This window comes from Peribacillus sp. NPDC097264 (assembly GCF_050277925.1).
In the GTDB taxonomy this organism is placed as follows: Bacteria; Bacillota; Bacilli; order Bacillales; family DSM-1321; genus Peribacillus.
Map to the genome: position 1 here is coordinate 40,797 of NZ_JBNNSR010000015.1, position 18,147 is coordinate 58,943.

The following is an 18,147-nucleotide window of genomic DNA, read 5'->3' on the forward strand; positions in this document are numbered from 1 at the left end:
TAAAATGGTCATGACAGATCCTATTGCAGATATGCTTACTCGCATCCGTAATGCGAATATGGTTCGTCACGAAAAGCTAGAAGTTCCTGCTTCAAAGATCAAAAAGGAAATTGCTGAGATCTTAAAGCGTGAGGGCTTCGTACGTGACTTTGAATTAATCGAAGACAACAAACAAGGTATCATCCGTATCTTCTTAAAATACGGTGCAAACAACGAACGTGTTATCACTGGTCTTAAACGTATCAGCAAACCTGGTTTGCGTGTATATGCAAAAACTGGAGAGGTACCACGCGTTCTAAACGGTTTAGGTATCGCAATTGTTTCTACTTCTCACGGAGTTTTAACAGACAAGGAAGCTCGCTCTAAACAAGTTGGCGGAGAAGTTTTAGCATACGTTTGGTAATACATTTTCACAAGAATGGAGGTGCACAATATGTCTCGTATAGGTAAAAAACCTGTTGAAATCCCTGCAGGCGTAACAGTTACTGTAAACGGAAGTGAAGTAACTGTTAAAGGCCCTAAAGGTGAATTAACTAGATCATTTAATCCTGATCTTACAATCGTTGTTGAAGAGAACGTGGTAACTGTTACACGCCCGTCTGACGAGAAAGCTCACCGTTCTTTACACGGTACTACTCGCGCTCTTATCGCTAACATGATTGAAGGAGTTTCAAAAGGATTCGAAAAGTCACTAGAACTTATTGGGGTTGGGTACCGTGCTCAAAAGCAAGGTACTAAGCTTATCCTTAACGTAGGATATTCTCACCCTGTAGAAATAGAACCAGAAGCAGGCGTTGAAGTCGAAGTTCCTTCTAATACAAAAGTAATCGTTAAAGGTGCTAGTAAAGAACGTGTAGGTGCTCTTGCAGCTAACATTCGTGATACTCGCCCACCTGAACCGTATAAAGGTAAAGGTATCCGTTACGTTGGCGAATTCGTTCGTCGTAAAGAAGGTAAAACTGGTAAGTAATGCTGCTTAAGTAAACGAAAGGAGTGACGTAAATGATTACGAAGCTTGATAAAAATGCTACTCGTCAGAAACGCCATGCACGTGTACGTGCAAAGATTTCTGGAACGGAAGCTCGTCCTCGTTTAAATGTGTTCCGTTCAAACAAACACATTTACGCACAATTGATTGACGATGCAAAAGGCGTAACATTAGCAAGTGCTTCAACTCTTGATAAAGAGATTAGCATTGAAGCTGGTAGCAACGCTGAAGCAGCTCAAAAAGTTGGCGAACTTATTGCGAAACGTGCTATTGAAAAAGGTTTAAAAGCTGTGGTATTTGACCGCGGTGGTTACCTCTTCCATGGTCGTGTTAAAGCATTAGCTGACGCTGCTCGTGAAAACGGCTTAGAATTTTAATGGATAAGGAGGGACATATACAGATGCGTAGCATTGATCCTAATAAATTAGAACTTGAAGAACGCGTAGTTACCGTAAACCGTGTAGCTAAAGTTGTTAAAGGCGGACGTCGTTTCCGTTTCACTGCACTAGTTGTTGTAGGTGATAAAAACGGTCATGTTGGATTTGGTACTGGTAAAGCTCAAGAAGTTCCGGATGCAATCCGTAAAGCTATTGAGGATGCTAAGAAAAATCTAATTACTGTACCAATGGTAGGAACTACAATTCCTCACCTTGTGAATGGTCACTTTGGCGCTGGTCACATTCTTTTGAAACCAGCTTCTGAAGGTACAGGAGTTATTGCTGGTGGTCCTGTTCGTGCGGTCCTTGAATTAGGCGGAATTAGTGATATCTTGTCTAAATCATTAGGTACTAACACACCTATTAATATGGTTCGTGCAACAATCGAAGGATTGAAGCAATTAAAACGTGCTGAGGACGTAGCTAAGTTACGTGGTAAATCAGTACAAGAACTGTTAGGATAAGGAGGGAAATCGTATAATGGCTAATAAATTAGAAATTACCCTCACTCGCAGCTTGATCGGTCGTCCTGAAGATCAACGTGTTACAGTTAACACTTTGGGTTTACACAAAATGCATCAAACGGTTGTTCAAGATGACAACCCTGCGATTCGTGGTATGATTACCAAAGTATCTCATCTTGTTACTGTAAAAGAACAATAAAATAATTTTTAACTTAACAAGGAGGTGCCAACATGAAACTTCATGAGTTAAAATCTGCAGAAGGTTCTCGTAAAGAACGTAAACGTAAAGGTCGCGGTATTGGATCTGGTAACGGTAAAACAGCAGGTAAAGGACACAAAGGACAAAACGCTCGCTCTGGCGGCGGTGTACGCCTTGGATTTGAAGGGGGTCAAACTCCTCTATTCAGACGTTTGCCTAAACGTGGATTTACCAACGTTAACCGTAAAGACTATGCTATCGTAAATCTTGATACGTTAAATCTTTTCGAAGACGGTACTGAAGTAACTCCAGCTCTTTTACTTGAGACTGGTATCGTAAGTAAAGAAAAAGCAGGAATCAAGATTCTTGCTAAAGGAAACATTGAGAAAAAGCTTACTGTTAAAGCTCACAAATTCTCTTCTACTGCAAAAGAAGCTATCGAAGCTGCTGGCGGTAACACAGAGGTGATCTAATGTTTCGCACGATCTCCAATTTTATGCGCGTGGGTGAAATAAGAAATAAGATAATTTTTACCCTTCTCATGTTAATCGTCTATCGCATCGGTACATTTATTCCTGTACCGCATGTGAATGCCGGTTTTCTTGCTGAACAGGACCAAATGAGCGTCATCGGTCTTTTAAATACCTTTGGCGGCGGAGCACTGCAAAACTTCTCTATTTTGGCGATGGGGATCATGCCGTATATCACGGCATCAATCATCGTACAGCTATTACAGATGGACGTTGTTCCAAAGTTCACTGAATGGTCGAAACAAGGGGAGGCAGGGCGCCGTAAATTGGCTCAATTTACACGTTACTTCACTATTGTCCTTGGATTTATCCAAGCTTTGGGTATGTCTTATGGATTTAACAATATGTCGGGTGGCTCGTTAATTGAATCTCCTGGGGTTGCAACATACTTGCTTATTGCGACTGTCTTAACGGCAGGAACAGCTTTTCTTTTGTGGTTAGGAGAGTTGATTACTGCTAAAGGTGTCGGTAATGGGATTTCCATTATTATCTTTGCTGGTATTGTATCTAGTTTGCCTAATACGGCCAATCAGATCTATGCACAGCAGTTTGAAAATGCTGGGGACCAACTATTCTTACGAATTGTAACCATTATCCTTATCATAGTAGCTGTATTAGCAATCGTGGTTGCTGTAATCTTCATTCAGCAAGCATTACGTAAGATTCCAATCCAATATGCCAAACGTGCTGCGGTGGGTCGTACGCAAATGGGTGGCCAATCTACCCATTTACCATTGAAAGTAAATGCTGCGGGTGTTATCCCGGTAATCTTCGCAACTGCATTTATTATCACTCCAACAACGGTCGCCTCTTTCTTCGGGAAGAATAGCGTGACTACTTGGATTTCAACAAACCTTGATTATACTAAGCCAATTGGCATGATCATATATGTTGCTCTTATTATTGCCTTCTCATATTTTTATGCGTTCATTCAGGTTAATCCTGAGCAAATGTCTGAGAATCTGAAAAAGCAAGGTGGCTATGTGCCAGGGATTCGTCCAGGTAAGAGTACACAAGAATATTTAACTAGTGTTTTATATCGCTTAACGTTCGTTGGCTCTTTATTCTTAGCAGCCATTGCCGTTTTACCGGTATTCTTCATAAAGCTTGCTGATCTTCCACAATCTGCTCAGATTGGCGGAACTAGTTTGCTAATCGTAGTCGGGGTTGCCCTTGATACGATGAAACAGCTAGAAGCGCAACTAGTGAAGAGACACTATAAAGGCTTTATAAAGTAATGAGTTCTGGGAACGATATGTTCCCTTTACCCATTATAGAGTTTGAGGGGGAAGAACATTGAATCTAGTTTTAATGGGGCTACCGGGTGCTGGTAAAGGTACTCAAGCCGAAAAAATCGTAGAAAAATATAACATCCCTCATATTTCTACTGGAGATATGTTCCGAACAGCTATCAAAGATGGAACAGAATTAGGTCTAAAGGCTAAATCATTCATGGATAAGGGCGAATTGGTTCCTGATGAAGTAACCATCGGCATTGTTCGTGAGCGTTTAAGCAAGGAAGATTGCGTAAAAGGATTTCTACTTGATGGTTTCCCACGTACTGTGGCACAAGCAGAAGCTCTTGAAAACATTCTTGCTGATTTAGATCGAAAAATTAATTTTGTAATTAATATCAATGTTGATAAAAGCATCTTAATGGAAAGATTGACAGGTCGTCGCATTTGCAAATCTTGCGGTTCGACATATCACCTTGTTTTCAATCCTCCAACAAAAGAAGATGTATGTGACCGTTGCGGCGGAGACTTATATCAACGTGCTGACGATAATGAAGAAACGGTTCAAAATCGCTTAGATGTGAATTTGAAACAAACTAAGCCACTTCTTGATTTCTATGGAGAAAAAGGGTACTTGGTCGACATTAATGGACAGCAAGATATTAATAAGGTATTTGAAAACATTGATGTGCTACTTGATCCATTGCAAAAATAATCATTCTTGATAATTTATGAAATCCTGCCATTTTAAAACTTCCTGTTTAAATATGGTGCATTCCTTTCATACAAAGGGTATAATGGATTTCGCAACGGCATTTACACATTTATCGATCAGGTTCTTGCACTTGGTATTCCCTGAATTGGGCGATTACGTTTTAAGTAATCTTCATGGACATATCCGGTCGGCAAAATTGTTGAAGAAATGCAACGACTCTAGTAGATTTCCTAAAGAGTCGTGATATAGAGGGTAGAAAGTAGCTATGCCAGGCGTGCGCCTTTCAAACATCTCCCATGCTATTCAAGCCTATGTCGAGACTAATTGCTTCTCTTTTTTTGAGAGTATGTCGGTCACGGAATCGGTCAAGACTTACATGAGGACCCATAAAATCCTCATTTCGGTCCAGCTGATAAGGTCCTCAGTTAAAGCCTGGTTCTACAAAAATGGTGAATACTTGATGCAGAATTGTAAGACTTTTGAGGATAATTGGACTGGAGTAAAGTTGACGGAAAGATGTGTACCTGTAATAGGTTCACGCATAGAGAAGGGAGAATCACTTTAATGGCGAAAGACGATGTAATTGAAGTAGAAGGCACAGTACAAGAGACTTTGCCAAATGCAATGTTTAAGGTAGAATTAGAAAATGGTCATACTGTTTTAGCTCATGTATCCGGTAAAATTCGTATGCACTTTATTCGCATTTTGCCTGGAGATAAAGTTACGGTTGAGCTTTCCCCGTATGATCTAACTCGCGGCAGAATCACATACCGGTTTAAATAATTCCGGTTACGCTCCGATCTGTATAAGGAGGTTAGATAGCAATGAAAGTCAGACCATCAGTCAAACCAATCTGCGAAAAGTGTAAAGTTATCCGCAGAAAAGGTAAAGTTATGGTTATTTGCGAAAACCCTAAACATAAACAAAAACAAGGCTAAATAGAAGGAGGTGCACTCAAGCATGGCACGTATTGCTGGAGTAGATATTCCCCGTGACAAACGAATTGTTATCTCATTAACATATATATATGGTATTGGAAAACAAACAGCGATTAAAATTCTTGCAGAAGCTGGTATCTCTGAAGAAACTCGCGTTCGTGATTTAACGGAAGACGAATTAAACAAAATTCGTGATATCATTGACAAGTTAAAAGTAGAAGGCGATCTACGTCGTGAAATTTCCCTTAACATCAAACGTTTAATGGAAATCGGTTCATACCGTGGTTTACGTCACCGTCGTGGTCTTCCTGTTCGTGGACAAAACACAAAAAACAATGCACGTACGCGTAAAGGACCTCGTCGTACAGTAGCTAACAAGAAAAAATAATTAGTAAAGGAGGTTACTTTTCATGGCACGCAAAACTAATACACGTAAACGTCGTGTGAAAAAGAATATAGAAACTGGTATTGCACATATTCGTTCAACATTCAACAACACTATCGTTACTATCACTGATGCACATGGTAATGCTATTTCTTGGTCAAGTGCTGGAGCATTAGGATTCCGTGGATCTCGTAAATCTACTCCTTTCGCTGCACAAATGGCTGCAGAAACTGCTGCTAAAACATCTATTGAACATGGTATGAAAACTCTTGAAGTTACAGTTAAAGGACCAGGTGCAGGACGTGAAGCTGCTATTCGTGCACTTCAAGCTGCTGGACTAGAAGTAACTGCAATTAAAGATGTAACTCCAGTACCACATAACGGATGTCGTCCGCCAAAACGTCGCCGTGTTTAATTTTTCTGTATAGATTTTGTATTCCTGTCAATAATGGGATATAATACTGAGTTTGCGTTCTTACAGAAGATTAATTTTTCAGTTGTTGCGCACAGCGGGAACGTATACATGGGGAATTTCGGTTAAGTGACAAGCTTACTTACCGGGGTTTTGACGTTTTGAAGGAGGGTTTGTTGATGATCGAAATAGAAAAACCAAAAATCGAAACGGTTGAAATCAACGACGATGCCAAATTCGGTAAATTCGTCGTAGAGCCACTAGAGCGTGGGTATGGTACAACATTGGGTAACTCCTTACGTCGTATCCTATTATCCTCACTCCCAGGTGCTGCTGTCACAGCTATACAAATTGATGGAGTGCTACATGAGTTCTCAACTATTGAAGGCGTCGTAGAAGATGTAACTTCAATCATCCTTAATGTGAAAAAGCTAGCTCTAAAGATTTATTCCGATGAGGAAAAGACGCTAGAAATTGACGTTTCGGGTGAAGGAGTCATTACGGCTGCTGATATCACTCATGATAGTGATGTAGAAATTCTTAACCCGGATTTATATATTGCTACAATCGGTAAAAACGGTCATATGCGTATGCGCTTATCTGCACGTCGCGGCCGCGGCTACACTCCTGCTGTTCAAAACAAGAGAGAAGATCAACCTATTGGTGTAATTCCAATTGATGCTCTTTACACTCCAGTTTCACGCGTAGCTTTCCAAGTGGAAAATACACGTGTAGGACAGTTGTCTAACTTTGACAAGTTAACGTTCGATGTTTGGACTGATGGCAGTACGGGTCCGCAAGAAGCGGTAGCACTTGGAGCTAAGATTTTAACAGAGCATTTAAATATCTTTGTTGGGTTAACTGATGAAGCTCAAAATGCAGAAATCATGGTTGAAAAAGAAGAAGACCAAAAAGAGAAAGTTCTTGAGATGACTATCGAAGAATTGGATCTTTCTGTTCGCTCTTATAATTGCTTGAAACGTGCTGGAATCAATACCGTTCAAGAGCTTGCTCATAAAACGGAAGAAGATATGATGAAAGTTCGTAATCTAGGTCGTAAATCACTTGAAGAAGTGAAAGCGAAACTAGAAGAATTAGGCTTAGGTCTTCGTAAAGACGACTGATAACATGGCGGAATCATCCATTATGTTGTGAGCCTTGTACTAGACACACAATATAGAACTTCAACAAAGGAGGGAATCTCTAATGGGTTACAGAAAGTTAGGACGCACTAGCGCACAACGTAAAGCATTACTTCGTGATTTAGCTACGGATCTTATTATCCATGAGCGCATCGAAACTACTGAAGCACGTGCTAAAGAATTACGTTCTGTAGTAGATAAAATGATCACTCTTGGTAAACGTGGTGACTTGCATGCACGCCGTCAAGCTGCATCTTTCATCCGTAACGAAATCGCTGACGCTGAGAAAGGCACTGATGCCCTTCAAAAGCTATTCAGTGACGTTGCTCCACGTTATGAAGAACGTCAAGGCGGATACACTCGTATCATGAAAGTTGGTCCACGCCGCGGTGACGGTGCACCAGTCGTGGTTATTGAATTAGTTTAATAACAACGATGAAAAAGGGCAGGACAAAGGAATATACTCACTTGTTCTTTGCCCTTTTTCTTTTTTTATTTTTAATTCTGTATGTTAGAAATTCGCATTGAGTGTTACGATGGCTGGCGAAACCTTATATATAAGGGAGCCTTCACGTCTAGCTCAAGCATCCCTTCCCGCTTTTGATAAGCGATTCAATAAGATAACCTGTTTTTCGTAACAGGACTGCTTTAAGCTGCTCTTAATTTACCGAAAATTCTTTCGGTGGAAGGGGTGCAGCGTTTTTTTATATGTTCAGAAATAAATATAGCTAGTTCATTGATGTTTTTAGTATTGAGCCGAGTTAGTAAGATGAGTGCAGTCGAGGATGAGGAGGGCCACATGAGTAAGAAGCTGGTTTCTTTAAATAATATTATATTCAAATATGAGGGGCAGTCTCGAAACGCCTTAGATGATGTTTCTTTTGATATTTATCAAGGGGAGTGGCTTGCAATTGTTGGTCATAACGGTTCCGGCAAGTCGACTTTAGCGAAATTGTTGAATGGACTTCAGTTCGCCCACTCAGGTGCAATTTTGATTAATGATCAAACATTGACAGAAGAAACAGTTTGGGACGTACGAAAAAAGATTGGTATGGTTTTTCAAAATCCCGATAATCAGTTTGTAGGCACTACAGTTCAGGATGATGTGGCTTTTGGTTTAGAAAACGCCGGTGTTTCTCAGCAGGTTATGGTGGAGCGTGTTCATGGTGCACTAAATAAGGTTAAAATGAATGCCTTTCTTAATCAAGAGCCGCACCATCTATCCGGCGGTCAAAAGCAGAGAGTGGCTATAGCCGGTGTTATTGCCTTGCAACCAGATATAATCATTTTAGATGAGGCAACTTCCATGCTTGACCCAAGAGGCCGTGAAGAAGTGCTTGAAACGGTTAGACAATTAAAGCAAGAAAATGAGATTACCGTCATATCCATTACCCATGACCTTGAGGAAGCTGCGAAAGCTGACAGGATGATAGTCATGAATCAAGGCCGGTTATTCCGTGAAGGGACTCCAGAGGACATCTTTAAACTAGAGGATGAATTGATTGCGCTTGGACTGGATATACCTTTTTCGGTGAAACTAAGCAAAGAACTGCAGAAAAATGGCATCCGTGTCGTGAATGGGCATTTGACAGAGGAAGAGTTGGTGAAGGATTTATGCGAATTACACTCGATGATGTAGAGTACCGCTACCAGGTGAATACTCCATTTGAACATTTGGCCCTTCATGATGTCAATATATCGATGGAATCGGGGACGTATACAGCAATCATCGGTCATACGGGTTCAGGTAAATCCACGCTACTGCAGCATCTAAATGCTCTCCTGAAACCGACTAAGGGGCAGGTCATCATTGGCGACCGTACGATAGAAGCTGGAAGAAAAGAAAAGCTTTTGAGACCAATTAGAAAAAAAGTAGGGATAGTCTTTCAGTTTCCCGAACATCAACTTTTTGATGAAACGGTCGAGAAGGATATATGTTTTGGGCCGATGAATTTTGGAGTCTCTGAAGCAGAGGCTAAAGAACTGGCCAAAAAGGCCATCGTTCAGGTAGGCCTTAGTGAAGATATCCTTGATAAGTCTCCTTTCGATTTATCCGGTGGACAAATGCGTCGAGTGGCGATTGCTGGTGTCTTAGCGATGGAACCTGAAGTATTAGTATTAGATGAGCCGACGGCTGGGCTTGACCCGCGTGGTAGGAAAGAAATCATGGATATGTTCTATCAATTGCATAAAGTGAGAGGCTTATCGACTATATTGGTGACCCATAGTATGGAAGATGCCGCTAAGTACGCGGACGATATCATCATTATGCATCAGGGGACCGTTTTTCGGAAAGGAACGCCTCAAGAGATCTTTTCTCAACCGGAACAATTGATTGAGTTGGGATTAGATGTGCCGGACACGGTTCGCTTTCAACTTAAACTTCAGAAAGAGTTGGGTGTTCGCTTTGATCATCCCTGTCTCAACATCGAGGATTTGGCGATAGAAATCGATAAAGCCATGAAACGGGGGAACCGCTGATGCTTGATAAAATGATTATCGGGCGATATGTCCCTGCTGACTCTGTGGTGCATAAAATGGATCCGAGGGCAAAGCTATTGCTGGTGTTCCTTTTTGTCTGCGTGATTTTTTTGGCGAATAATGTAGTTTCTTACGCCCTTCTTGCAGCATTCACAGTATTGCTGATTGCCTTATCCAAGATTCCGCTTCGTTATCTTTATAATGGTTTAAAACCTATTCTATTCTTAATCATCTTCACCTTCCTTCTCCATATCTTTTTTACGAAGGAAGGGGAATTACTCTACGAATTTGGGTGGATAGAGATATACGAAGGCGGTTTAATTCAGGGCTTATTCATATCTGTAAGATTCACGTTATTGATATTGGTTACGTCGCTCCTAACTTTGACAACTACCCCTATCTCCATAACGGATGGAATGGAGGAACTTTTAGGACCTCTTAAGAAGTGGAAAATGCCCGTTCATGAGTTGGCATTGATGATGTCGATTGCCCTTCGGTTTATCCCGACACTTATGGAAGAAACGGACAAGATCATGAAGGCACAAACAGCAAGAGGGGTGGATTTCTCTTCAGGTCCCATTAAGGATCGAGTTAAGTCCATTGTGCCATTACTGGTCCCTTTGTTTGTCAGTTCCTTCAAACGGGCGGAAGAGTTAGCAACTGCCATGGAATCCAGGGGATACCGTGGCGGGGAGGGCCGTACGAAATACCGGCAATTAAATTGGAAAATCAGTGATAGCCTGTTAATGGTATCAATGGCTGTACTTACAGTCATGTTATTCATATTACGTTCATAAGAGGTAAGAGTAAATGCCAAAGTATAAATGTGTAATCGCCTATGATGGTACGGAATTTGCTGGTTATCAGGTACAGCCAGAGAAAAGAACGATTCAACGTGAATTCGAGGCGGTATTAGCCCAAATCCACAAGGGGACAGTTGTCAAAGTGACTGCTTCGGGAAGGACAGATTCAGGGGTTCATGCCAAGGGGCAGGTTCTTCACTTCGATTCGCCTCTTGTCTTTCCTACGGATAATTGGGTGAAGGCATTCAGTGCCCTTCTTCCAGATGATATCATTGTGTTGGAAGTTGAGGTCGTTCCTGATGATTTCCATGCACGATTCCACACAACAGGCAAGGAATACCGGTATATCATTGACCGCTCTACCCTAAGAAATCCATTTCAGCGCAATTACGCCTATCATTACCCTTATCCAATAGATGAGGGTGCAATGACCGAAGCCATTTCGTATTTAGTGGGAACCCATGATTTTACAAGTTTTTGTTCGGCGAAGACGGAAGTGGTGGATAAAGTAAGGACCATTCAGGAGATTGATTTCCAAGAGACTGATGGATTTTTAGTTTTTCGCTTCGTTGGAGAAGGATTCTTGTATAATATGGTTCGTATCTTGGTCGGAACGCTGCTTGAAGTCGGCAGCGGGAAAATAGCACCTCGGGAAATGATAGATATTTTGAACAAAAAGGATCGCAGCTTCGCAGGTAAAACAGCACCCGGACATGGATTGTATTTATGGAAAGTATTTTACAAATAATTTTTTTCGTGCCAAACCAAGTTTTTTACAAGTAATGAAAAGACTTGAATCCGTGAATGGCGCTATGGTTATGGCCTAACGTCATGTAGAATCTTTTCGTGGAGTGATCGATTCTTTTTTTAAGACAACTTATCCTAGTGTAACATTCGCTTGACAATGAAACTGGGAGAAGTTAATATAATATGGTATGTATTTTAATCCCACGATAAGCCCCGGAAGTTTATTGTGATTGAAAATAAATATAAAAAATTAAAAGTTTTTTAGGAGGTTAACCATGCGTACGACATTTATGGCGAAAGCTAATGAAGTAGAACGTAAATGGTATGTGATTGACGCTGAAGGCAAAACTTTAGGTCGCCTTTCTACTGAAGTAGCATCCATCTTACGTGGTAAACATAAACCAACTTTTACACCGAACATCGACACTGGTGATCATGTAATCTTAATCAATGTAGAAAAAATCCACTTGACTGGTAAAAAATTGACTGACAAAATTTATTACCGTCACACTATGCACCCAGGCGGTCTTAAAACTAGAACTGCTCTTGAGATGCGTACAAACTACCCTGAGAGAATGCTTGAACTTGCTATCAAAGGTATGCTTCCAAAGAATTCTCTTGGTCGTCAAATCTACAAAAAATTACACGTATACGCTGGAGCTGAGCACCCACACGCTGCTCAACAACCAGAAGTTTACGAATTACGCGGATAATTACTAAGGAGGTTACTATCTTGGCACAAGTTCAATATTATGGTACTGGTCGCCGTAAGAGCTCAGTAGCTCGTGTACGTTTAGTACCAGGCGAAGGTCGCATCGTTATCAACGGTCGTGACATTAATGAATATATTCCTTTCGCAGCATTACGTGAAGTTGTAAACCAACCACTAGTTGCTACAGAAACTACTGGAAATTACGACGTTCTTGTAAACGTTAGCGGTGGTGGATACACTGGACAAGCTGGAGCAATCCGTCACGGTATCGCTCGTGCATTGCTTCATGTAGACCCAGAATTCCGTCCAGCTCTTAAAACTGCTGGATTACTAACACGTGACCCACGTATGAAAGAACGTAAAAAATACGGTCTTAAAGGCGCACGTCGTGCACCTCAGTTCTCAAAACGTTAATCGTTTGGAACTTCAAAAAGCTCCAGCCACTCTTATGTGGCTGGAGCTTTTTTTGTTATCTTGCCGACTAAGGATTACTCTCATTAAATATTTCCAAAGGAATCAATGAATCGTTCAGGGTGTTACGTCAAAAACTAATGGCATCATGGGAAATAATTTGGGAAATGGGGTCTGACCCCGGAGGTGAATGGATGAGTGTGGTTATAGGTTTGCAGGAGATGCAACGAGAACGGCAGTTGAAGTTTGAACGTAGGTTACTTAGGGAGCTATCAATCGAGGATATGAGGGGGAGGATAAAACGTTACTTTGGAGAGGAATACCAGGACGTTCTGGAAGAGGGGTATTTTGATGTGGCTATAGAGGCGTATTTATTAGGGGCAAACTATAGCAAGTTTGGGTATTATGGAGAGTCGGAAGATGATGTGAGGGCTCGGTGCAGAAGGGAAGAAAAGTTTTTGATCGATACTCTCTTCAATTTTATACTATATTGGCGTGAAGTAACGGTAAGCAATGCTATTGATGAAGGGGTATTTTATTGCTGTGAAGGGTTTGTAGGAGAATGGTGGAAGGATGGGTTTAAGACGGGTGAAAAGCGTTATAAGATGAAGCTTCATTAAGCTGAAGGAGATCCCTGAAAAGTATCAGTTCTTTTTCCGTGGGTTGTCCCATATTTTATAGATAAAGGGACTTGTGGGAGGAGAACGGTGATGCGTAGAAAACTGAAATATACAGGGATCTCTATCGGATTGTTTGTCCTTTTTTTGATTGTGACTTTCAAATTCGTTGAAGATGATTCTTGGGAGTCTTGGAACCTTCCGTTGACGGGTAAGGTCATCATTCTGGATGCGGGTCATGGGGGGATGGACGGAGGGGCGAATGTTCAGGATGTAATGGAAAAAGAAATTGCGCTTTCGGTTACGCTAAAGGTAAGGGACTATTTGCAGGAACAAGGTGCCCTTGTTATGTTGACACGGGAAAAAGATGTGGATTTGGCAACGGAAGATACAAAAGGGATCCGTAAACGAAAACAGGAAGATCTCAGGAACCGGGTTGAAATGATCAATGATTCGGAAGCGGACTTATTTTTAACCATCCACCTGAACGCATTTCCATCTGCCTCCTCAAAAGGGGCTCAAACTTTTTATACAAACCGGTTCGAGGAAAATAAACAGGTGGCCAAGTTTATCCAGACCGAAATTATAAGAAACTTAGAAAATACAACACGGGATGCAAAAACGATCAACCATGTATATTTGATGAATTATGCCAAGAAACCTGGGGCGTTGGTGGAGATTGGGTTCCTCTCTAATACCGAGGAGCGCGAAAGGTTAATGAGTGATAAATACCAAGAGAAGATTGCAAGTTCGATATATATGGGTATTCTGCGGTATTTCACTGAGGAGAAGCTATCGGAACCGGATTGACACCTTGTAAGGTCTTGGTGGGTGTACAAGGCCTTTTTGTTATGGTGAAAAAGGGGTTAACCCCCTGGTGCAGATAATAAGCTTTATTTCCGGATTATGTTATACTACAATTGGGAAAAGAAAACGAATACAAAGGGGTGCTCGACTTGTTAACTGAAGAGAAAGTACTAAATTTATTAAAGGATCTTAAGGACCCTTTTCTACATAAAAGCCTTGAAGAAACAAATGGAATTTTAGAAATAAAAATAAAGCCTGAGAAAAGTCATGTGAGCGTTAAGCTTGCTATCGCAAAGACAGGAACTGCCGAGCAAATGGAAATGCAAACAGAAGTTGTCGGTCTCTTGAAAGGGAACGGGGCGGATTCGGTAGGAATACGTTTCGCAGAACTATCGGAAGAAGAATTGGCTAAACATCGTGACAGTATGCCTGAGGAAGAGAAAGACTTAGGGTTGCTTGGACCAAATAACAAAACACAATTCATCGCCATCGCAAGTGGTAAAGGTGGAGTGGGTAAATCCACGATTTCGGTTAACTTAGCCACATCCCTTGCTCGTCTTGGTAAAAAGGTTGGACTGGTTGATGCTGATATATATGGGTTCAGTGTACCGGATATGATGGGGATCACAAAAAGACCCGTCGTACGCGGGGAGAGAATCATCCCTGTCGAGCGTTTTGGCGTTCAGGTTATTTCGATGGGCTTCTTTGTGGAAGATAACGCGCCTATTATATGGAGAGGGCCAATGCTCGGGAAAATGTTAAACAGTTTCTTTAATGAAGTGGAATGGGGCGAATTGGATTATTTGGTACTGGATTTACCACCTGGTACAGGAGATGTCGCATTAGATGTTCATACGATGCTTCCTTCATGTAAAGAAATCATCGTCACAACTCCACATCCGACTGCGGCTTTTGTGGCAGCAAGGGCAGGAGCCATGGCCATTAAAACCGAACATGAGGTTATCGGTGTAATCGAAAATATGTCTTATTTCGAAAGCAAGACCACTGGTGAGAAGGAATTCGTATTTGGTAAAGGTGGAGGGGCGAAGCTTGCAGAAGAACTTCGTACAGAGGTCTTAGGACAACTACCTCTTCAACAACCAGATTGGAATGAAGAAGATTTCGCACCTTCTATATATGCGGCTGACCATAGATTAGGTAAGATTTATGAAGATATTGCGAATAAAGTCATTGAAAAATTGAAATAAAAATAAAGGCTACTTCCCATCGTATTTGGAAGTAGCCTTTATTTTTTTATTCCTTTGACTTATCCTCGGTTTTGGATTTCTCCGCCTTTTCTGTAGCCTTAGTAGCGGCCTTGTCTAAGCTTTCTTGCATTTTAGCTTGAACGAGAGGGCCTTCCATCGTCTCGATGATCGTCTTCTTATATACGGCTCTCATTTCTTTCGTTTTCAGTAACTTGTTCATTTCTTTTTCTAAATCGGGTTCTTGTAAGACCTCTATTAGCATTCCTCGATACTGTGGGTCTTTCATCAAGTCTTTTAATAGCCTTTTGTGTTCTTCTTTTAGAGCTTTGGCGTAGGCTGCGGTGAATTCAGGATCTTTAAAGGCCTTTTTCCAGAACTCCTTTCCTTTATCAGAGGTAACAGTCTCTTCAATGGATTTTTTTATGATATCCGAGTTCATAATAAGTTCAGTTTTTGTTTTATCATCAGCAATGGTATCCTGGATGGCTTTTTTTCCCTCATCTGTTTTCAAGATATCGACGACCATCTTCTTTGTTTCTTCATAATCCATTTTTCCTTCACTCGTTCCATTCTGCGAACAGCCCGTACAAAAGAACAAGAATGAAGCAAGGAACAAAGTAAACCCCATTTTCATACGTAGAGCCCCCCTCTTTAATCTTCCATACTGTTAATATGGTTTCTTTGCAGGATATTATCCATTGGTATAATAAGTGGATTTTTCCAAATATGGTTGGTACAATTAATGAAAGAAATAGAAATGTATGGAGGAAAAGGATGAACAGCCGTAATTTAGTTCGATTGTTTATGACAACATTACTTATAGGTGGAGTAACGGGCGGAGTTGTGGGATTTATAGCCCGGTGGAGTGAGTTTGAATCGTATTTCACATCGTTAGAAATTACATCCATACTTTCAACGTTTGTTTGGTTGTTTGGAGTGGGATTGATTTTCAGTGTAATAAGCCAAGCTGGCTTTTTTGCTTATTTAACGATACATCGTTTCGGTCTGGGAATTTTTAAAAGTGTGTACTTGTGGAATGCGGTGCAAATTGTACTGATTATCTTTGTTTTATTTGATTTAGTCTATTTACGGTATATTAAGTTTGAATCCGGTGAGGGGCTTGGCTCATATATCTCATCAGCTGTGGTAGTACTGTTGATCGGGTTGGTGACGGCCTATTTTAAAATGAAGCAAACGAATAGACAAGCTTTTATTCCTGCATTGTTCTTCATGGTGGTGGCGACAGTATTGGAGTGGGTGCCAGTCTTAAGGACCAATGATGACGGATGGCTCTATTTTATGTTGTTTCCCCTGCTTGTCTGTAATGCCTATCAATTAATGATTTTAAACAAATTGATCAATCAATCCCAAAAGGAGTTGGCAGGCAAAAAAGCGAGGATGCAAGTCCCTAAGAAGAATTTTAATACTGATGGAATAGGAGGTAAGTAAAATCGCTGAAAGCGGAGATGCTTGCCGACATAAAAAAACCTGACTATCCTATGGTCAGGTTTTTTATGTTCTTAAATTGTGCTTAGTCGATTACTTAATTTCCTCACTTCTTGCTGAAGAATTAGAAATCATCTCTGAAACATTAACAAAGTTCAGGTCTTTTGCACGAAGTTCCTTTATTAAATCAGGCAATGCCTTATTCGTTTGTTTTGCAGAATCCGAGGCATGCAATAAGATGATATCCCCTTTATGGGCTTTGTTAACATTTTGGACGATCTGTTCAACGCCTGGATTGGTCCAATCTTTTGAATCTATGCTCCAATGGACCACGGTATAACCGAAATTCTCACTGATTTTAAGAAGTCGCTTATCGAAGTGACCGGTGGGCGCACGTAAAAGCTCGATATTTTTAACATTTAGCTTTTTGAATACTTCCTGCGCTTTGGAAATATCCCGGATGATTTCCTGATCTTTGAGATCGGAGTAATCTTTATAGTCATAACCTAGGATTCCTATTTCATATCCTTCTTTTTCAATGGTGGCTACCATGTCTGGGTGGCGCTCAGCCCAAGAACCTGAAAGAAAAAAGGTGGCCGATTTAATTTTTTCCCTCTTTAACGTTTCTAATATAGGAGCGGCTTTCTCATCCCCCCAGCCAATATTGAATGTGATAGCAATATTCTTATCCCCTTTATAAACGGCTTTTGGCCCATCCTCTGTAGAGAAAACAGGGGCATGTATGATATTTTGCACGAAAAGAAACCAAGCGGTGAATAAAGCCGTAAGTATAATTAACGAATACTGTTTAATGTTTTTTGCCTGAAGCACCATGAAGAATTTCATTCACCCATCCCCTTGTCCAAATGCTCTTGTCACATATTTATGCGCGCATTGTAGAGATATGCAAAAAAATATAATATGAAACTTTATATAAACGGGGAGAGTGGGGAAAGATGGTTTGTGGAGGTGTTAGATATATGCTGGGTCTTCTAATCAATGAAAAGGAAAAGGAGGAATTGATGTATCTCCTTAAAAGAGAGATGGATGAAATTTTATTCGATTTACAGGATGGGAGGATTGACCATGTAGTGAAAAGGGCTATCAATGAGAAGTATAAGATCCTATTCAATCTGTTTAAAAGAATGGGGACGGAAAGAGAATGTCTAGCGTATGTGAGAGAAAAACAAAACACAGAAAAAAATCAAGAATAATATTTTGAAAATCTATTGACTATTAATTTATTCGCTGGTATATTATAAAAGTTGCTGCAAGACATTAGCTTTTAAAAAGAGTTTAAAAAACTTTTTAATAAAAGTTATTGACGAAACAGTAACAACATGATAAGATATTAAAGTCGCTGAAACAGAGTGACACAAATTGCTCTTTGAAAACTGAACAAAACAAAGCGCCAACGTAAATTTTGAGTGAGCACACACTATAAAAAAGCAAAATGAGCAAGTCAAACAT

27 protein-coding genes are annotated in these 18,147 nt (G+C 40.6%); 25 read left to right on the top strand and 2 right to left on the bottom strand.

The features are described 5' to 3' along the window. Positions 1-4 precede the first annotated feature (4 nt). The 23 genes from rpsH to ACQKL0_RS18810 all read left to right on the top strand — a co-directional run bounded on the left by rpsH (position 5) and on the right by ACQKL0_RS18810 (position 15,231). A complete protein-coding gene (rpsH, locus tag ACQKL0_RS18700; RefSeq protein ID WP_285769160.1) occupies positions 5-403 on the top strand; it encodes a 30S ribosomal protein S8 in 399 nt (132 codons plus the stop codon). 30 nt (positions 404-433) lie between these two features. Beyond that, on the top strand, positions 434-970 hold the full coding sequence (gene rplF, locus ACQKL0_RS18705; RefSeq protein ID WP_402875686.1) for a 50S ribosomal protein L6: 537 nt from the start codon (positions 434-436) through the stop codon (positions 968-970). 32 nt (positions 971-1,002) lie between these two features. Further along, entirely contained in the window at positions 1,003-1,365 is a 363-nt protein-coding gene (rplR, locus tag ACQKL0_RS18710; RefSeq protein WP_402875684.1) for a 50S ribosomal protein L18, read from the top strand. A 23-nt stretch (positions 1,366-1,388) separates the two neighbouring features. Then, positions 1,389-1,889 carry a 30S ribosomal protein S5 gene (rpsE, locus tag ACQKL0_RS18715; protein WP_402875683.1) on the top strand — a complete coding sequence of 167 codons (501 nt, stop codon included), beginning with the start codon at positions 1,389-1,391 and terminating at the stop codon, positions 1,887-1,889. A 16-nt stretch (positions 1,890-1,905) separates the two neighbouring features. Continuing rightward, positions 1,906-2,088, top strand: a complete 183-nt coding sequence (rpmD, locus tag ACQKL0_RS18720; RefSeq protein WP_402875681.1) for a 50S ribosomal protein L30 — start codon at positions 1,906-1,908, stop codon at positions 2,086-2,088. Between the two features lie 32 nt (positions 2,089-2,120). After that, positions 2,121-2,561 (top strand): 50S ribosomal protein L15, encoded by a 441-nt coding sequence (rplO, locus tag ACQKL0_RS18725; RefSeq protein WP_402875679.1) that lies wholly within the window; start codon positions 2,121-2,123, stop codon positions 2,559-2,561. Further along, positions 2,561-3,856, top strand: a complete 1,296-nt coding sequence (secY, locus tag ACQKL0_RS18730; RefSeq protein ID WP_427689053.1) for a preprotein translocase subunit SecY — start codon at positions 2,561-2,563, stop codon at positions 3,854-3,856. Before rplO ends, secY begins: the two co-directional genes overlap by 1 nt. A gap of 58 nt (positions 3,857-3,914) precedes the next feature. Beyond that, positions 3,915-4,568 (top strand): adenylate kinase, encoded by a 654-nt coding sequence (locus ACQKL0_RS18735; RefSeq protein ID WP_402875676.1) that lies wholly within the window; start codon positions 3,915-3,917, stop codon positions 4,566-4,568. A gap of 564 nt (positions 4,569-5,132) precedes the next feature. Continuing rightward, entirely contained in the window at positions 5,133-5,351 is a 219-nt protein-coding gene (gene infA, locus ACQKL0_RS18740; RefSeq protein ID WP_028390440.1) for a translation initiation factor IF-1, read from the top strand. 41 nt (positions 5,352-5,392) lie between these two features. Next, the gene (gene rpmJ, locus ACQKL0_RS18745) at positions 5,393-5,506 is read left to right on the top strand and encodes a 50S ribosomal protein L36 (protein WP_003156543.1); all 114 of its coding nucleotides are present in this window, start codon (positions 5,393-5,395) and stop codon (positions 5,504-5,506) included. 22 nt (positions 5,507-5,528) lie between these two features. Next, positions 5,529-5,894, top strand: coding sequence for a 30S ribosomal protein S13 (rpsM, locus tag ACQKL0_RS18750; RefSeq protein WP_063235804.1), 366 nt, complete (start codon positions 5,529-5,531; stop codon positions 5,892-5,894). 22 nt (positions 5,895-5,916) lie between these two features. Beyond that, the gene (gene rpsK / locus ACQKL0_RS18755; protein ID WP_040372575.1) at positions 5,917-6,306 is read left to right on the top strand and encodes a 30S ribosomal protein S11; all 390 of its coding nucleotides are present in this window, start codon (positions 5,917-5,919) and stop codon (positions 6,304-6,306) included. 176 nt (positions 6,307-6,482) lie between these two features. Beyond that, on the top strand, positions 6,483-7,427 hold the full coding sequence (locus ACQKL0_RS18760; protein ID WP_402875674.1) for a DNA-directed RNA polymerase subunit alpha: 945 nt from the start codon (positions 6,483-6,485) through the stop codon (positions 7,425-7,427). 82 nt (positions 7,428-7,509) lie between these two features. Further along, positions 7,510-7,872, top strand: coding sequence for a 50S ribosomal protein L17 (gene rplQ, locus ACQKL0_RS18765; RefSeq protein ID WP_061440393.1), 363 nt, complete (start codon positions 7,510-7,512; stop codon positions 7,870-7,872). A gap of 372 nt (positions 7,873-8,244) precedes the next feature. Continuing rightward, positions 8,245-9,084: an energy-coupling factor ABC transporter ATP-binding protein gene (locus ACQKL0_RS18770; protein ID WP_402875672.1), complete on the top strand. Its 840-nt coding sequence runs from the start codon at positions 8,245-8,247 to the stop codon at positions 9,082-9,084. Beyond that, complete coding sequence (locus ACQKL0_RS18775) at positions 9,060-9,926, top strand: energy-coupling factor ABC transporter ATP-binding protein (RefSeq protein WP_402875671.1); 867 nt, start codon at positions 9,060-9,062, stop codon at positions 9,924-9,926. Before ACQKL0_RS18770 ends, ACQKL0_RS18775 begins: the two co-directional genes overlap by 25 nt. Then, on the top strand, positions 9,926-10,723 hold the full coding sequence (cbiQ, locus tag ACQKL0_RS18780; RefSeq protein WP_402875670.1) for a cobalt ECF transporter T component CbiQ: 798 nt from the start codon (positions 9,926-9,928) through the stop codon (positions 10,721-10,723). Before ACQKL0_RS18775 ends, cbiQ begins: the two co-directional genes overlap by 1 nt. 13 nt (positions 10,724-10,736) lie before the next feature. Continuing rightward, positions 10,737-11,477, top strand: coding sequence for a tRNA pseudouridine(38-40) synthase TruA (truA, locus tag ACQKL0_RS18785; RefSeq protein ID WP_402875669.1), 741 nt, complete (start codon positions 10,737-10,739; stop codon positions 11,475-11,477). Between the two features lie 274 nt (positions 11,478-11,751). Continuing rightward, positions 11,752-12,189, top strand: coding sequence for a 50S ribosomal protein L13 (gene rplM / locus ACQKL0_RS18790; RefSeq protein WP_034304960.1), 438 nt, complete (start codon positions 11,752-11,754; stop codon positions 12,187-12,189). Between the two features lie 20 nt (positions 12,190-12,209). After that, entirely contained in the window at positions 12,210-12,602 is a 393-nt protein-coding gene (rpsI, locus tag ACQKL0_RS18795) for a 30S ribosomal protein S9 (RefSeq protein WP_402875668.1), read from the top strand. 191 nt (positions 12,603-12,793) lie between these two features. Next, on the top strand, positions 12,794-13,219 hold the full coding sequence (locus tag ACQKL0_RS18800; protein ID WP_402875667.1) for a DUF2521 family protein: 426 nt from the start codon (positions 12,794-12,796) through the stop codon (positions 13,217-13,219). Between the two features lie 90 nt (positions 13,220-13,309). Further along, positions 13,310-14,026 (top strand): N-acetylmuramoyl-L-alanine amidase CwlD, encoded by a 717-nt coding sequence (gene cwlD, locus ACQKL0_RS18805; protein WP_427651745.1) that lies wholly within the window; start codon positions 13,310-13,312, stop codon positions 14,024-14,026. A 146-nt stretch (positions 14,027-14,172) separates the two neighbouring features. Next, complete coding sequence (locus ACQKL0_RS18810) at positions 14,173-15,231, top strand: P-loop NTPase (RefSeq protein ID WP_402875664.1); 1,059 nt, start codon at positions 14,173-14,175, stop codon at positions 15,229-15,231. Positions 15,232-15,277: 46 nt separating this feature from the next. Here the strand turns inward: ACQKL0_RS18810 and gerD are convergent, their stop codons facing one another. After that, positions 15,278-15,865, bottom strand: coding sequence for a spore germination lipoprotein GerD (gene gerD / locus ACQKL0_RS18815; protein WP_402959569.1), 588 nt, complete (start codon positions 15,863-15,865; stop codon positions 15,278-15,280). 140 nt (positions 15,866-16,005) lie between these two features. On the opposite strand from gerD, the gene ACQKL0_RS18820 reads away from it, so the two are divergent. Beyond that, on the top strand, positions 16,006-16,680 hold the full coding sequence (locus ACQKL0_RS18820) for a KinB-signaling pathway activation protein (RefSeq protein ID WP_402875660.1): 675 nt from the start codon (positions 16,006-16,008) through the stop codon (positions 16,678-16,680). Positions 16,681-16,770: 90 nt separating this feature from the next. On the opposite strand, the gene pdaB is transcribed toward ACQKL0_RS18820, so the two are convergent. Next, positions 16,771-17,523 carry a polysaccharide deacetylase family sporulation protein PdaB gene (gene pdaB / locus ACQKL0_RS18825; protein WP_402875658.1) on the bottom strand — a complete coding sequence of 251 codons (753 nt, stop codon included), beginning with the start codon at positions 17,521-17,523 and terminating at the stop codon, positions 16,771-16,773. A gap of 134 nt (positions 17,524-17,657) precedes the next feature. Between pdaB and ACQKL0_RS18830 the strand changes: the two genes are divergently transcribed. After that, entirely contained in the window at positions 17,658-17,891 is a 234-nt protein-coding gene (locus ACQKL0_RS18830; protein WP_427689055.1) for a hypothetical protein, read from the top strand. Positions 17,892-18,147: the final 256 nt, after the last annotated feature.

Coding starts and splice junctions, on each gene's coding strand:
- ACQKL0_RS18820 (WP_402875660.1), top strand. CDS start 16,006: ATGAACAGCCGTAATTTAGTTCGATTGTTTATGACAACATTACTTATA.
- rpsE (WP_402875683.1), top strand. CDS start 1,389: ATGCGTAGCATTGATCCTAATAAATTAGAACTTGAAGAACGCGTAGTT.
- rpsK (WP_040372575.1), top strand. CDS start 5,917: ATGGCACGCAAAACTAATACACGTAAACGTCGTGTGAAAAAGAATATA.
- cwlD (WP_427651745.1), top strand. CDS start 13,310: ATGCGTAGAAAACTGAAATATACAGGGATCTCTATCGGATTGTTTGTC.
- rplM (WP_034304960.1), top strand. CDS start 11,752: ATGCGTACGACATTTATGGCGAAAGCTAATGAAGTAGAACGTAAATGG.
- rpsM (WP_063235804.1), top strand. CDS start 5,529: ATGGCACGTATTGCTGGAGTAGATATTCCCCGTGACAAACGAATTGTT.
- cbiQ (WP_402875670.1), top strand. CDS start 9,926: ATGCTTGATAAAATGATTATCGGGCGATATGTCCCTGCTGACTCTGTG.
- gerD (WP_402959569.1), bottom strand. CDS start 15,865: ATGAAAATGGGGTTTACTTTGTTCCTTGCTTCATTCTTGTTCTTTTGT.
- rplO (WP_402875679.1), top strand. CDS start 2,121: ATGAAACTTCATGAGTTAAAATCTGCAGAAGGTTCTCGTAAAGAACGT.
- ACQKL0_RS18830 (WP_427689055.1), top strand. CDS start 17,658: ATGCTGGGTCTTCTAATCAATGAAAAGGAAAAGGAGGAATTGATGTAT.
- ACQKL0_RS18800 (WP_402875667.1), top strand. CDS start 12,794: ATGAGTGTGGTTATAGGTTTGCAGGAGATGCAACGAGAACGGCAGTTG.
- ACQKL0_RS18770 (WP_402875672.1), top strand. CDS start 8,245: ATGAGTAAGAAGCTGGTTTCTTTAAATAATATTATATTCAAATATGAG.
- rpmD (WP_402875681.1), top strand. CDS start 1,906: ATGGCTAATAAATTAGAAATTACCCTCACTCGCAGCTTGATCGGTCGT.
- infA (WP_028390440.1), top strand. CDS start 5,133: ATGGCGAAAGACGATGTAATTGAAGTAGAAGGCACAGTACAAGAGACT.
- truA (WP_402875669.1), top strand. CDS start 10,737: ATGCCAAAGTATAAATGTGTAATCGCCTATGATGGTACGGAATTTGCT.
- pdaB (WP_402875658.1), bottom strand. CDS start 17,523: ATGAAATTCTTCATGGTGCTTCAGGCAAAAAACATTAAACAGTATTCG.
- secY (WP_427689053.1), top strand. CDS start 2,561: ATGTTTCGCACGATCTCCAATTTTATGCGCGTGGGTGAAATAAGAAAT.
- rplQ (WP_061440393.1), top strand. CDS start 7,510: ATGGGTTACAGAAAGTTAGGACGCACTAGCGCACAACGTAAAGCATTA.
- rpmJ (WP_003156543.1), top strand. CDS start 5,393: ATGAAAGTCAGACCATCAGTCAAACCAATCTGCGAAAAGTGTAAAGTT.
- rpsH (WP_285769160.1), top strand. CDS start 5: ATGGTCATGACAGATCCTATTGCAGATATGCTTACTCGCATCCGTAAT.
- rplF (WP_402875686.1), top strand. CDS start 434: ATGTCTCGTATAGGTAAAAAACCTGTTGAAATCCCTGCAGGCGTAACA.
- rplR (WP_402875684.1), top strand. CDS start 1,003: ATGATTACGAAGCTTGATAAAAATGCTACTCGTCAGAAACGCCATGCA.
- ACQKL0_RS18760 (WP_402875674.1), top strand. CDS start 6,483: ATGATCGAAATAGAAAAACCAAAAATCGAAACGGTTGAAATCAACGAC.
- ACQKL0_RS18775 (WP_402875671.1), top strand. CDS start 9,060: ATGCGAATTACACTCGATGATGTAGAGTACCGCTACCAGGTGAATACT.